General features: G+C 69.9%; 12 protein-coding genes. 1 reads left to right on the top strand and 11 read right to left on the bottom strand.

Translation table 11 applies throughout. From position 1 onward, the window contains the following. Nucleotides 1-389 precede the first annotated feature (389 nt). The 5 genes from AB0H36_RS38265 to AB0H36_RS38285 are packed head-to-tail and all read right to left on the bottom strand — an operon-like array spanning nucleotide 390 to nucleotide 5851. Nucleotides 390-1652 carry a hypothetical protein gene (locus tag AB0H36_RS38265; RefSeq protein WP_360535169.1) on the bottom strand — a complete coding sequence of 421 codons (1263 nt, stop codon included), beginning with the start codon at nucleotides 1650-1652 and terminating at the stop codon, nucleotides 390-392. Nucleotides 1653-1661: 9 nt separating this feature from the next. After that, on the bottom strand, nucleotides 1662-2432 hold the full coding sequence (locus tag AB0H36_RS38270; protein WP_360535171.1) for a WecB/TagA/CpsF family glycosyltransferase: 771 nt from the start codon (nucleotides 2430-2432) through the stop codon (nucleotides 1662-1664). Between the two features lies 1 nt (nucleotide 2433). Further along, nucleotides 2434-3417 (bottom strand): GDP-mannose 4,6-dehydratase, encoded by a 984-nt coding sequence (gene gmd / locus AB0H36_RS38275; RefSeq protein WP_360535173.1) that lies wholly within the window; start codon nucleotides 3415-3417, stop codon nucleotides 2434-2436. Then, nucleotides 3414-4343: a GDP-L-fucose synthase gene (locus AB0H36_RS38280; protein WP_360535175.1), complete on the bottom strand. Its 930-nt coding sequence runs from the start codon at nucleotides 4341-4343 to the stop codon at nucleotides 3414-3416. Before AB0H36_RS38280 ends, gmd begins: the two co-directional genes overlap by 4 nt. Next, entirely contained in the window at nucleotides 4343-5851 is a 1509-nt protein-coding gene (locus tag AB0H36_RS38285) for a sugar transferase (RefSeq protein ID WP_360535177.1), read from the bottom strand. Before AB0H36_RS38285 ends, AB0H36_RS38280 begins: the two co-directional genes overlap by 1 nt. 230 nt (nucleotides 5852-6081) lie before the next feature. Here AB0H36_RS38285 and AB0H36_RS38290 point away from each other — a divergent pair, with 230 nt between their 5' ends. Next, complete coding sequence (locus tag AB0H36_RS38290) at nucleotides 6082-6762, top strand: phosphatase PAP2 family protein (protein ID WP_360535181.1); 681 nt, start codon at nucleotides 6082-6084, stop codon at nucleotides 6760-6762. Here the strand turns inward: AB0H36_RS38290 and AB0H36_RS38295 are convergent. The 6 genes from AB0H36_RS38295 to AB0H36_RS38320 are packed head-to-tail and all read right to left on the bottom strand — an operon-like array spanning nucleotide 6734 to nucleotide 13215. Beyond that, on the bottom strand, nucleotides 6734-8050 hold the full coding sequence (locus tag AB0H36_RS38295; protein WP_360535183.1) for a glutamate-1-semialdehyde 2,1-aminomutase: 1317 nt from the start codon (nucleotides 8048-8050) through the stop codon (nucleotides 6734-6736). The genes AB0H36_RS38290 and AB0H36_RS38295 overlap by 29 nt on opposite strands. After that, a complete protein-coding gene (locus tag AB0H36_RS38300; RefSeq protein WP_360535185.1) occupies nucleotides 8047-8595 on the bottom strand; it encodes a dTDP-4-dehydrorhamnose 3,5-epimerase family protein in 549 nt (182 codons plus the stop codon). The genes AB0H36_RS38295 and AB0H36_RS38300 overlap by 4 nt, the downstream gene beginning before the upstream one ends. An 8-nt stretch (nucleotides 8596-8603) precedes the next feature. Continuing rightward, the gene (locus AB0H36_RS38305) at nucleotides 8604-9857 is read right to left on the bottom strand and encodes a polysaccharide pyruvyl transferase family protein (RefSeq protein WP_360535187.1); all 1254 of its coding nucleotides are present in this window, start codon (nucleotides 9855-9857) and stop codon (nucleotides 8604-8606) included. A gap of 2 nt (nucleotides 9858-9859) precedes the next feature. Next, on the bottom strand, nucleotides 9860-10807 hold the full coding sequence (locus tag AB0H36_RS38310) for a glycosyltransferase family 2 protein (RefSeq protein WP_360535189.1): 948 nt from the start codon (nucleotides 10805-10807) through the stop codon (nucleotides 9860-9862). Beyond that, nucleotides 10804-12081, bottom strand: a complete 1278-nt coding sequence (locus AB0H36_RS38315) for a hypothetical protein (protein WP_360535191.1) — start codon at nucleotides 12079-12081, stop codon at nucleotides 10804-10806. The genes AB0H36_RS38310 and AB0H36_RS38315 overlap by 4 nt, the downstream gene beginning before the upstream one ends. 12 nt (nucleotides 12082-12093) lie before the next feature. Next, entirely contained in the window at nucleotides 12094-13215 is a 1122-nt protein-coding gene (locus tag AB0H36_RS38320) for a class I SAM-dependent methyltransferase (RefSeq protein WP_360535193.1), read from the bottom strand. Between the last annotated feature and the right edge of the window lie 6 nt (nucleotides 13216-13221).

Raw genomic sequence — 13221 nt, forward strand, 5'->3', positions numbered from 1 at the left:
TCAACGGCTCGGTGCACCGGAGCAACACGGTGTCCAACATGGCCTTCAGCCCGGCCCTTGACACACACCACCACGACTAGCACCATCAAGCAGCCCGGAGCCGCGCCCCCACGCCGCCAGTCCGCCAACCGCCCCAAACCGCTCACCGATCCACGCCGCGCCGAAGGCGCCAACAAACAGCCGCCGCCGAAGGCGGTGACCTTTGCACGTCCCCTCCGCCGAGTACCTTCAGACGTTCAGCGGTTTGCGGCGCGCCGAAGGCGCCAGAAGAACAGCCGCCGCAGGCGGTGTCCTCTGGGCGGGGCTGTCCGCCGAATACCTTCACGCGTCCCGCGCTGTGCGGCGCGCCGCAGGCGCCAGAAGAACAGCCGCCGCCGCAGGCGGTGTCCTTACGTCCGGCGGTGGGCGGTTATGGCTCGGTGGGCTTCGTTCCACCAGAGGAGGAGGGTGCAGAAGGAGGCTGAGGCGAGGCCCCAGGCGGCGCCGCGGGCGCCCCAGAGGTAGGCGCCGCCTACTCCGCACAGGATGAGGATGACGGAGGAGATCAGGCGGACTCGGAGGCCGCGGGTGGCGGCGGTGAGGGCTCGCATGATGGCGAAGGCGCCGGCGTTCGAGGCGCCAAAGGCCTGCAGGAGGATGACGGGGATGAGGACGCTGTGGGCTTGTTCCCAGACGCCGGGGCCCAGCAGTTCCCGGCCGACGACCGGTGGGAGCAGGAGGAAGATGGCGCCCCAGGCCAGCGCGCCGGCGCCGACGCCGAGTGAGATTGCGAGGCCGACGAGCCAGAGGCGGCGGTAGGAGTGCCGGAGTGCGCGGGCGGCTTCGGGGACGGAGATCATCCGGATGCCTTGGTTGAGCACGTTCACCGGGCCGAGCAGGACCTGCGCACCGCGGATGCCGGCGGTCGCGGCCAGGCCGGCGGCGGCGGTGATGCCGAGCATGTAGACCTGGATGGTGCCGGACACCGCGAGCATCTCCCCCATGTACTTCGGGGTGAGGTCCCAGTGCGCCTTCACCCACTCGCGGATCAACTGCCGGCGAGGTGACACACCCGCCTGGAACCGCCCGGCGATGGCTGCGATCACTGCGCCAAGCCCCCACCCAAGCGTCAGCGAGAACGCAGTCGCCGTACCGGTCAAGTAGAGCCCGCCGAAGATCGCGAGCATGGCGAGCAACCAGATGAGGTCGTTCACGAAGGCCCGTCGGCCCTCGCCGACGACGAAGAACGCCCACCGCCACGCGTCCTGCAGCAGCAACCCCGGCATCGTCACCGCGAATGCGATCAGCACACCCCTCGACGGCACCCCCGGGAAGGCCGCGATCGCGAGACCGACGAGCAGCCCGGCGAATCCCATCAGCAACGCGGTCGCCGTACTGGCCCGAACCGCCCGCTCCCAGGCCGGGTTGCGTTCACCGGAGTAGCGGACCGCCAACGGCTCGGTGGCGATCGCCCGGGAGACGTTCAGGGCGATCGTGTATCCGCCGAAGGCGAGTGCGTAGACACCGAAGTCGGCGACCGTGCTGGACCGCGCGACCACCACGCCGACGGCAAGGTTGCTCAGGCTGGACAGCGCCTGGTCGGCCAATCCCCAACTCGCCCGGCCGGCCGGTCCGGCCAGTCGCCGGAGCTTCGGCCGCCGGGGGAACTTCACGACAGCACTCTATGAGACAGGTGCCGGGGGTTTGCGCAGGACGCCGTACAGGAAGCGTGGGATGCCCAGGACGTAGCGTTTCCACAGGCGGCGGGGCTCCTTGTAGAGCCGGTAGCTCCACTCGAGGCCGGCGCGCTGCATCCACTGCGGCGCGCGGTCGAGCCGGCCGGTGTGGAAGTCGAACGCGGCGCCGACTCCGATCAGGATCGCGGCGTTCAGCCGGTCCCGGTGCTCGGCCATCCAGCGCTCCTGCTTCGGCGCGCCGAGCCCGACCCAGATGATGTCCGGTCGGGCCTCGTTCAGCCGCGCGACCATCTCGGCGTCCTCGGCCTCGGTCAACGGCCGGTACGGCGGGCACTCGACGCCGACCACCTTCAACGCCGGGTGCCGCTCCTGGAACCTGTACCGCAGGTCCTCGGCAACTCCCTCGGCGCCACCGTAGAAGTACTGCGTCCAGCCACGCTCGGCCGCCTCGGCCATCACCCGCTCGAGCAGGTCCGGCCCGGCCACCCGCGCCATCTGCTCGAACCCGGCTCGCTTGCCCGCCCACACCAGCGGCATCCCGTCCGGCACGGTCAGCCCTGACGTGTTGAACACCTCGGTGAGCTGTTCGTCGGCGCGCGCGTGCAGCAGCGAGTTCATGTCGGTCACGCAGACCAGGTGCCGCTCGTCGCGGTCGATCCAGCGGCCGAACGTCTCGACGGTGTCGTCGAGGTTCGTGACGCTGACGTGGATGCCGAGTACGTCGACGCGGGCTGCGGTGTCGATGGCCGTCTGCATGTCAGTCCTCTTCGGTCAGTGCGGCCAGGTCCGCGTCGACCATGATCCGGACCAGCTCGGGGACGTGCACCTGGGCTTTCCACCCGAGCTCGGTGTTGGCTTTGGACGCGTCGCCGATCAGCGAGTCCACCTCGGTCGGGCGCTCGTACCGCGCGTCGTGGTCGACGAAGTCCTCCCAGTCCATCCCGGTGTGCTCGAAGGCCAGGCTGACGAAATCGCGCACCGAGTACGACGTCCCGGTCGCGATCACGTAGTCCGCCGGGGTGTCGTGCTGCAGCATCCGCCACATCGCCTCGACGTACTCCGGCGCGTACCCCCAGTCCCGGCAGGCGTCCAGGTTGCCCAGGTACAGCCGCTTGTCCAGGCCGAGCTTGATCCGGGCCACCGCGCGGGTGATCTTCCGGGTCACGAAGGTCTCGCCGCGGCGCGGGCTCTCGTGGTTGAACAGGATGCCGTTGACCGCGAACATGTCGTACGCCTCGCGGTAGTTCCGGGTCATCCAGTAGCCGTAGAGCTTAGCCGCGCCGTACGGCGACCGCGGGTAGAACGGGGTGTCCTCGTTCTGCGGCGGTGGCGTCGCGCCGAACATCTCCGACGACGACGCCTGGTAGAACCGGCAGTCCAGCCCGATCATCCGGATCGCCTCGAGCAACCGCGTCGTACCCATCCCGGTGGTATCACCGGTGTACTCCGGCTCGTCGAAGGACACCCGGACATGCGATTGCGCGGCCAGGTGGTACACCTCGGCCGGCTGGATCGACGCCAGCAGTGTCACCAGCCGGGACCCGTCGGTCAGATCGCCGTAGTGCAGGAACAGCCGCTTGTCCTCAGCCTGCGGACCCTCGTACAGATGGTCGATCCGGCGGGTGTTGAACGTCGACGCACGCCGGATCAGGCCGTGCACCTCGTACCCCTTGGCGAGCAGCAACTCGGCCAGGTACGACCCGTCCTGACCGGTGATCCCGGTGACGAACGCCTTCTTCACACGGCCTCCTGCAGGTACCAGGCGTACGTGGCGGCGACACCGTCTTCGAGTGAGATGGACGGCTTCCAGCCCAAGGCGTTCAGCCGGCTTACGTCGAGCAGCTTGCGCGGTGTCCCGTCCGGCTTGGACAGATCGTTGCTGATCGCACCTTCGTAACCGACCACGCGGGCCACCAGCTCAGCCAGCTCGCGGATGGTCACGTCCGCGCCGACGCCGACGTTGATCGGCTCCGGCTCGTCGTAGTGCTCCAGCAGGTGCATGCACGCGTCGGCCAGATCGTCCACATGCAGGAACTCGCGCCGCGGCGTACCGCTCCCCCACAGCACGACCTCGGGCGCATCAGCCTGCCGCGCCTCATGGAACCGCCGGATCAGCGCCGGCAGCACGTGCGAGCTCAACGGATCGAAGTTGTCGTGCGGTCCGTAGAGATTCGTCGGCATCGCCGAGATCCACCGCAGCCCGTACTGCCGCCGGACCGCCTGGACCTGCATGATCCCGGCGATCTTCGCGATCGCGTACGCGTCGTTCGTCGGCTCCAACGAGCCGGTCAGCAGGCTCGACTCGCGGATCGGCTGCTCGGCGAACTTCGGGTAGATGCACGACGACCCGAGGAACAGCAGCCGCGGCGTCCGCACCTCGAGCGCGGCGTCCATCAGGTTGACCTGGATGCGCAGGTTGTCGCTGAGGAACTCGGTCGGGTGGTCCCGGTTGGCCAGGATGCCGCCGACCCGGGCCGCCGCGTCGATCACCACGGCCGGCCGGTGCTCGCGCAGGAACGCGAACGTCGCCGCCCGGTCCCGCAGGTCCAGGTCGGACGACGAGGCGCCGATCAGGTGCTGGTAACCGGCTCCTTCGAGCCGGCGCCAGATCGCCGAACCGACCAGGCCACGGTGGCCGGCCACATAGACGGGTGCATGAAGGTCCATCAGTACGCTCCTGCGCCGTAGATCACCGCGCGCACGGTCTTCCAGAGAATCAGCAGGTCGAGGGTCATCGACCAGTTGTCGACGTACCGCAGGTCGAGCCGGACCGACTCGTCCCAGGACAGGTCGCTGCGGCCGCTGACCTGCCACAGGCCGGTGATGCCGGGCTTGACCAGCATCCGGCGGGAGTCGTCGGCGGCGTACAGGGCGACCTCCTCCGACAGCGGCGGCCGCGGGCCGACCAGGGACATGTCGCCCCGCAGCACGTTGAACAGCTGCGGCACCTCGTCGAGCGAGAAGCGGCGGATCCACCGGCCGAGCGGGGTCATCCGCGGGTCGTCGCGCATCTTGAAGTGCACGCCGTTGCCGTCGCTGAGCGCGTAGAGGTCACCGAGCCGCTGCTCGGCGTCGGAGTACATACTCCGGAACTTCAGCATCGTGAACTCGACACCAGCGCGACCGACCCGCTGCTGCCGGAACAGCACCGGCCCCGGGCTGGACAGCCGTACGGCGATCGCCAGGCCGAGGAGCACCGGCGACAGCAAGGTGATGAGACCGAGCGCGAACACCCGGTCGAAGACGGCCTTCATCAGGTGCGGTCCGCCACTCACCGACGGGCGCTCCAGGTGCAGCAGGGACAGGCCGGCGACCGGGCGGACGGAGATCCGCGGCCCGGCGACCTCGATGATGCCCGGTGACACGATCAGCTCGATGCCGCGCTGCTCGAGCGCCCAGGACAGCCGGCGCAGCGACTGCCCGGCCAGCTCGGGGTCGGTCGCGATCGCGACCACCTCGACCGCGTGCCGGTCGGCCGCGGCCAGGATGTCGGGTTCGTCCAGTTCCTCCGGCTGCATCGGCCCGGTCGAGTGCCCGTCGCCGCGCGGCCGGCAGGTGGCGACCACCCGGAACCCGTCGGTCGGCCGGCTCTCGAGGTGCTCACACAAGGTCGCGGCCGGACCGCTGCGCCCGACCACGAGAACCCGATGCATGCAGCGACCTCGGACCCGGTGCCGGTGCAGGTCCTTCCGCAGCGCATAACGCAGTACCAGCGCCGTCCCCACCATCACCGGAATCGCCAGTACGACGAAGCCGCGGGCGATCTCGGTCTTGGTCACGTACGACGCCATCGCGACCGCAGCCGTGAGCCCTACACCGGAACGCAACAGCGACCGGAACTCGTCCGGCCCGGCTCCGAAGTAGCGGGGGTCGTAACCCTTCGACAGGGCGACCGCACCCACCCAGGCCAGCGGGAGCACGCTGCTCACGATCAGGTAGCCGCTGCCGACGTGGTACCCGAACCGGGTCAGCAGGGCGACCGAGACACCGACCATCGCGGCCAGCAGGTCGCCACCGACCGCGGCCCAGCGGTAGACGCCGACCCAGCGGGGTTCGGTCGAGCGGGACGGCAGCGGAACGATCGCGGGGACCTCGTGCGGCACCACCCAGAGCGGACGGCGGCCATCGACCGCATCCGGCGCCTCTGCTCCGCTCACTCCGGCCTCTCGTCTCACGCTGCGACTGTTGGGTCACGGTATGTGCCCGCCGCAGTCTGCAGTCTGCCCTACCCACTGTCAAACGGAGATCGCCACCGAAGGTGACGGAACAACTGCGTTGCCTGAATCCCCAGAAATTCACCCGCCGGTCGGCGGCGCGACATCGCAGAGTACTACGCGCGAGGGCCGCCAGGGACGGAGACGCGGGGATGCTTGGCTAGAATTTGCGTGGGAGTGGAGTGGGGGAAATGACACAGGACGACATCGGGCGGTCGCGTCTGCCCGCACGCCCGGCGCTCGCGCCGGCGGTGCGCCGGCCGGTCGTGGCGTTGGCGCTGCTCGGGCTGGTGGCGCTGGTGGTGCCCGCGCTGATCTTCGCCGGTGACACCGGTCCCAGCCGCTTGGACCTCCGCGTGGAGAAGGCGGTCGTCGAGAGCGCACCGGGCGGCACGTACGACCTGATCCGCGGCATCGACTGGCTCGGCGAACCGGTCGGCCGGGCCCTGCTGCTGGTAGTCGTCACACTGGCCTGCCTGGCCGCAGGTCGCCGTGCGCTGGCGCTCACCAGCGTCGTCGGCATAGTCACCGTCACCTTGCTCGCCACTGCGCTGAAACCGTTGGTGGGCAGGCGCATCCACGCCGGCTTCCTCTGCTACCCCAGCGGCCACACCGCAGCCCTCACCGCGGCCGCACTGATCGTGGGACTACTCCTGGCCGATGTCCTGAACCTCGGCCCGATCGCGGGTACGGCGGTCATCCTCGGAGTCACTGTGGCCGGAGCCGCCGTGACCTCGTGGGCGCAGATCGTCCTCGACGCCCACTACCCCACCGACACGGTCGGCGGTTTCGGCCTGGCCCTGGCCGTGGTCCCGGCGACCGCGCTGCTGACGGACGCAGCGCTCAGGCGAACCGGCGGAAGACGGGCTTGACCGAACGTCCGCCCATCCACGGTGTCGGATCGTCGCCGTCCAGTGCCTTGCGGTACACGACGCAGGCCTGGCCGACCACGTCGACCGTGTGCGCGATGTCCGCGTCGGTGAGCGCCGCGCTGACTACGAACGACGGCCCGATCACCCCGCCGAGGATCAACTCGCGCAGGAACAGCGTGCGGAACTCCTGCGACGGCTGGCCTTCCTGGTCAAGAGTCGCGAAGACCATGTTGCTGGGCCGGCCCCGGACGACGACGTGGTCCTCGACCCCGGCTGCCGCCGCGACCTCCCGGACCCCGGCCGCCAGTTGGTCGCCGAGCTCGTGCAACCGGGCAGCGATGCCTTCCTCTTTGTAGACGTCCATCACCGCGATGGCAGCCGCGAGCGCATGCGTCTCGGCGCCGTGTGTGGTGGACAGCAGGAACACTCGCTCGTGGTCGTCGCGCAGACCGCCGCGCTCCATGAACTCCCGCTTGCCGGCCAGCGCCGACACGGCGAACCCGTTGCCGAGGGCCTTGCCGAAGGTGGAGAGGTCGGGCGTCACGCCGTACACGCCCTGGGCGCCGGCTTCGGAGAAGCGGAAGCCGGTGATCATCTCGTCGAAGATCAGCAGTGCGCCGTAGTGGTGGGCGAGGTCGCGGAGTGCCTCGAGGTAGCCCTCCGGCGGGTCGTGCTGGGTGGCCGCCTCCAGGATCAGGCAGGCGATCTGGCCCTCGTGCCGGGTCAGCAGCTCCTCGGTCGCGGCCAGGTCGCCGTACGGGAACGCCACCGTCAGCTCGCCGATCTCGTCCGGGATGCCGGCCGCCATCGGGGTCCGGGTGATGAACCAGTCGTCGATCGAGAAGAACGCGTGGTCGGAGCAGATCGCGACCAGCGGCTTCCCGGTGACCGCGCGGGCCAGCTTCACCGCGGCGGTGGTGGCGTCGGAGCCGTTCTTGGCGAACTTCACCATGTCCGCGGTCGGCACCGAGGCCAGGAACCGTTCGGCTGCCTCGAGCTCGACGATGCTCGGCCGGACGAAATTGCTGCCGCGGCCGAGCTCGCGCCGGACGGCCTCCAGCACCTTCGGGTGGGCGTGGCCCAGGCTGACCGCGCGCAGGCCGGAGCCGTACTCGACGTACTCGTTGCCGTCGATGTCCCAGACGTGCGCGCCGAGGCCGTGCGAGATCACCGGCGCCATGTCCTGCGGGTACTGGTCGTCGCCCTTGGCGTAGGTGTGCGCGCCACCCGGGACGAGCTCGTGCAACCGGGCGTTGGCCCGGTACGACTTGCCGAACGACTTGGTCATGACAGTCTCCTGGTGGCTTCGGCGAGCGAAGGCGCGGCCTTGTCCCGCTCGGACATCAACGTGACCGGCAGCGGCCACTCGATCGCCAGGCCGGGATCGTCGAAGGCGATCGACACGTCCTCGCTCGGGTCGTGGGCGCGGTCGATCCGGTACGAGACGTCGGCCGGGTCGGTGAGCGCCTGGAAGCCGTGCGCGCACCCGGCCGGGACGTAGACGGTGACCTGGTTGTCGCCGGTCAGCTCGAAGTACTCGACGTTGCGGTAGGTCGGCGAGTCCGGTCGCAGGTCGACGACGACGTCGAGGACCGCGCCGTACGAGCAGCGGACCAGCTTCGCCTCACCGGCGCCCGCGCGCACGTGCATGCCGCGGACGACACCCTTCACCGACCGGGAGATGCTGTCCTGCACGAACGCGTCCGGGTCGAGGCCGGCCGCCGCGACCACGTCGCGGTCGTACGTCCGCGAGAAGAAGCCGCGCTCGTCGCGGTGCGGGGTCGGCAGGAACATCAGCCCGCCGGCGATCCTCGGTACCTGGATGACGTCCATCGATCCTCCTAGTGCCTGCTCACCCGCACCGACGAGCCGGCGTCGAACACGGTCTTGGACAGCACCGCGAACTGCTGCTCGAGCAGGACGGCGTACTCGGTGTTCTTCTCGCGCATGGCGGGCTCGAGCCGGTTCGCCCGCGCCTCGAGCGCGCGGAACTGCTCGATCAGCCGCGGCACGCTGAGGGTGCGGATGGACTGGCGGAACTCCGCCAGCCGCATGTCCTCCATCAGGATGTCGTTCTTGCTGGCATAGCTGATCGAGATGGTCGGCTTCGACAACCGCAACGCGGACTGCACGTTGTGGTAGCGCGAGGCAACGACCAGGTCGGTCCCGGCCAGCCGGCCCATCAGCTCGCCGAGCGAGTCCGCCGGTTCCCGGACCAGCCGGGACTCCACCAGCTCGGGCCGGTTCTTCCGTAGGTCGTCGTACACGGCGGTCACCACGACCTCGTCGGCCGGGTCGCCGGTGACGAGCCGGATCCGGTAGCCGTCGTCGACCAGCCAGCGGGCGAACTCGACGATCTTGGCCTCGTACTCGGCGTAGATCTCGTCCGCCCGGCCCCGGTCGGCGCTGGTGCCGTGGTACTCCATCAGCCCGAGCCCGACGGTCTTGCGCGGCCGCAGCGACGGCTCGGGCGGGATCGGCTCGGGCAGCGCGAAGGCGAGGTCCGGGTAGACCTCGTCCTGGCTGACGTCGACGCCCATCGCCCGCATCGAGTCGCGCGACAGGTTGTCCCGGTACGAGCGGTACGTCGCCAGTCGTGCCGCGCCGGTGTAGAGCCACCGGATCGACCGCTCCCGGGCCACGTTCGCGCCGACGCTGACGAGGGCGACCTTGGCACCGCCCATCCGGGCAGAGACGCACATCAGGAACAGTGCGTACGGCCAGCCCCAGGGGTTCAGCTCCAGGGTCGTCTCCAGCACGCCCATGCCGGGCACCACCACGACGTCGTACCGGCGGAACAGCCGCGGCATCCGGACCAGGTCAGCGACCTTGCCGAACAGCTTGCGGAAGACCGTGGTGATCCGCGTCCGGCCCGGACCGTGGGCGCCGTACCAGGTCATCGCCGTCGACGGGATGCCGTACTGCCGCTCGAGCTCCTCAGGGCCGGAGCACACACAGCTGATCTCGGCATCCGGGTGGCTGGCCCGGAGGAACCGCAGCATCGCGTCGAGCGACCCGTGGTTGCCCAGGTTGCCCGATCCCAGCAGGCCGAAGATCGCGATCCGTAGCGGCCTGCGAGTCTCCGCGGTAGTCATTCCTAGGAAGCCCTCCGCTGACCGGCGACCGCGGAACTCTCCGGGATCGCGGTCGGGGCGCTGGGCGATGCGCTGTCCTCGATCCGGCGCGACGACGAGCCGGGCATCGCCCGGTCCCGCAGCCAGTGCGCCAGGTGGCCGTAGCACTTGCGCCGGTCCGACGACGACAGCGGCGCGCGGCGGATGCCGCCGACGAAGCCGCCGACGTACTCGGCCAGCAGCCGGGCGGTCGGGTGCTTGAGCCGGCTGGCGCGGCGGGGCTCCATGTTCGCCGACCGGGACCGGATGGTCGGCTTGGCCCGCTCGGCCCGGTCCGGGTGGTCCCGGCGGAAGAACAGCAGCTCGGGCACCTGGTGGAACCGGCCGTACAGGCACAGCTCGGCCATGATCGTCCGGTCGGAGTGGTGATAGCTGCCGTTCAGCGGCGTCCGGCGGAGGATGTCCGAGCGCATCACGCCGTAGAAGTCGTCGCCGCCGACCCCGAACAGCAGGCTCTTGAACCGCTCCGGCGCCCGCGGGTCGTCGGTGGCCAGCGGGTAGTCGACCTTCAGCACGATGTCGCCGTTGCCGTCGATGATCGCCTGGTGCGCGTGCGCCAGCACCAGCGCCGGGTCGGCGTCGAGCGCCTCGATGCAGCGCAGCAGCAGGTCGCGGCCGTACAGGTCGTCGTACGACGCCCACTTGAACAGCTCGCCGCCGCTGTGCTCGAAGGTCCAGTTGTGGTTCGGTGTCGCGCCGATGTTCACCGGCTGCCGGTAGTAGCTGATCCGCGAGTCCTTGGCCAGGTACTCGCGGCAGATCTCCTCCGTGCTGTCGGTCGAGGCGTTGTCCGAGATGACCAGCTCGAAATCGCCGTAGCTCTGTCCCAGCAGGGCGTCCAGGGACTCGGCCAGATACTTCTCCCCGTTGTAGACCGGTAGACCGACACTCAGCCTTGGTACCGCGTTCATGTGCTCCTCATTTCTGGCATCTGTACCCGGTCCGCCGCCCCAGCCGGTTCCGGTTCTGTCTCATGCCGCCGTTCGCGGATGCCCACCCCGAGACTCCACCACCAGACGATCGCCCCGACGAACGTCGCGCCCGCCGTCCCCCAGGCCGACCCGAGGGCGCCCCCCAGCGCCCCGCCGCCGACCCCGCCCACCAGGTACGCCGCCGAGGCGTACAGCTGGGCCCGCAGACTCCGCCGAGCCACCCCGAGTGCGCGCAGGCCTGCCGACGCACCCGTGTAGAAGCTGGCGAACATCACCGACAAAGTTGCCGGCACCAACAATGGCTCGGTCGCGTCCCAGACCTCGCCGAGCACCACGTGCCCCCACGCGTGCGGGAGGAACAGCACGAGGGCCAGGCCCCAGGTCAGCGCCGCCAGTGCCTGGGCGGTGCCGAGCAGCAGGCAGAACTTCCCCAGCGCTCGCAGTGAGCGGCGCAGCATCCGCGCCGCCTCCGGAACCGCCACCAGACCGATCCCGGAGAGCACGATGAAGAACGGCCCGAGCATCATCTCGGCGCCGCGGACGGTGCCGACCGCGGCCACGCCGGCGAACGCGCCGAGGCCGTACATCTTCAGCTGGTACGCGCCGCTGATCGTGGTGTTCTCGGCCAGGTACCGCAGCCCGAGGTCCTTGTGCTCCCGCAGCCAGTGCAGAGCCTGGAACAACCTCGGTACGACGCCCGCCTGCAGACCACTCACCAGCGCAGCGAAGATCCCGGCCGCACCCCAGGCCAGGACGAACTTGGTCACGCTCGGACCGTCGTGCTTGGCCACGTAGAGCAGCGGCACCAGCGCGAACGCCCAGGTGATGTCGCTGAGGAACGCCTTGCCGCCCTGGCCGGAGGAGAAGAACGCGAACCGCCAGCTGTCCTGCAGCATCAGTCCGGGCAGCACGCAGCCCAGCGCGATGAAGGCGGCGCCCGGCCGGCCGCCTATCACCAAGCCAACCGCGGCACAGATCGCGCCGGTCGTCAGACCGACCGCGATCGCCATCCCGGACGAGCGCGCGACGGCCTTCTTCCAGACCTCGTGCGGCACGCCGCTGAACCGCACCGCCAGCGGATCGGTCGCGAGTCCACGGGAGATGTTGACCACCAGGCCATACGTCACCCAGGCCAGGCTGAAGGCGCCGAACTCTGCAGCGCCCAGCGAGCGGGCGACGACGATGCCGACCACGAAGCTGACCAGGCTGGTGACAGCCTGGTCAGCAAGTCCCCAGGTAACGCGGCGCAGCACCCCTCGCATGGGTCAGCCCACGACTTCGTGCGGTTCGGGCAGCGGGACAAGGTACGTGGCGCCCCAGCCGCCGGCGGACTCGAGCTGAGTGATCACTTCGTCGGCGATGTCCCAGGTGAGCACCAGGACGACGTCCGGCTTCGCGGCCCGCAGTTCCTCGATCGGCCGGATCGGGACGCCGCAGCCGCCGGGGATCCGGCGACCGTGCTTGCCGGGGGCCAGGTCGACCGTGAACGGCAGCAGGTCGGTGGTGACCTTGCTGAGGTCCAGGAGCACCGGCGCCTTCGAGGGGGCGCCGTACCCGAGGACCGTCCGGCCGGCGGCCTGGTGGCGGGCGAGCTCCTCGTGCAGCACTCCGGCCGCGTGCCACGCGGCCTCCTGGAAGCTGCCGAGCTGAACCTCGTCGGCGATGCCGGCCGCTTCCTCGTCCTCGAGCACCACGTCGACCGACGGGTCCGGCTTCGCGTCCGCGGTGTGCCGCAGCATCACCATCAGGCTGCCGCCGAACATCTCGACCTGCTTGACCGACTCGACGGTCAGGCCGTGCAGTGCGGCGACGCGCTGCAGCGCCCGCAGCGAGATGTACGACCAGTGGCCGTGCCGGATGGTGTCGAACTGGTTGCCGATGAACAACGGCAGCAGGTGGTGGAACTCCATGACCAGCAGACCGCCCGGGGCGAGCCGGTCCGCCCGCAGCTTCAGCAGGTCACCGAACGCGGGCTCGTGCACGATCCCGTGGACGTCGACCACCAGGTTGGCCCGCTTGCCGTCACCGGCCAGTCGGCACCCGGCGGCGTACAAGTGCTGCAGCCAGGAACCGCCGTGGTGGCTGGCGAACTCGAACACGACGCCGCCGATCAGCTCCGGGTAGTCGGCCAGGATCTCCTTCACCGACTTCTCCGCGTGCGCGATGCTGGTCGCGGACTCGACCGCCAGCGGCTCCTCCGGCAGCTGCGGCTCGACCGGGCCGAGCTGGACCAGGGTGCAGTCCCGGCACAGCCACAGCTCGAGCGGCCAGCGCGGATCCGGACCGGGCGTCTCCGCCGGCGGGAAGTAGTCGGCACACGGCTGCGCACCCAGGTCCACCACGGGTACGACGTCCTCGCCCGCGCAGCCACGACACTTGAAGCTCACTCGCCC

This window comes from Kribbella sp. NPDC050820 (assembly GCF_040653975.1).
Classification (GTDB): domain Bacteria; phylum Actinomycetota; class Actinomycetes; order Propionibacteriales; family Kribbellaceae; genus Kribbella.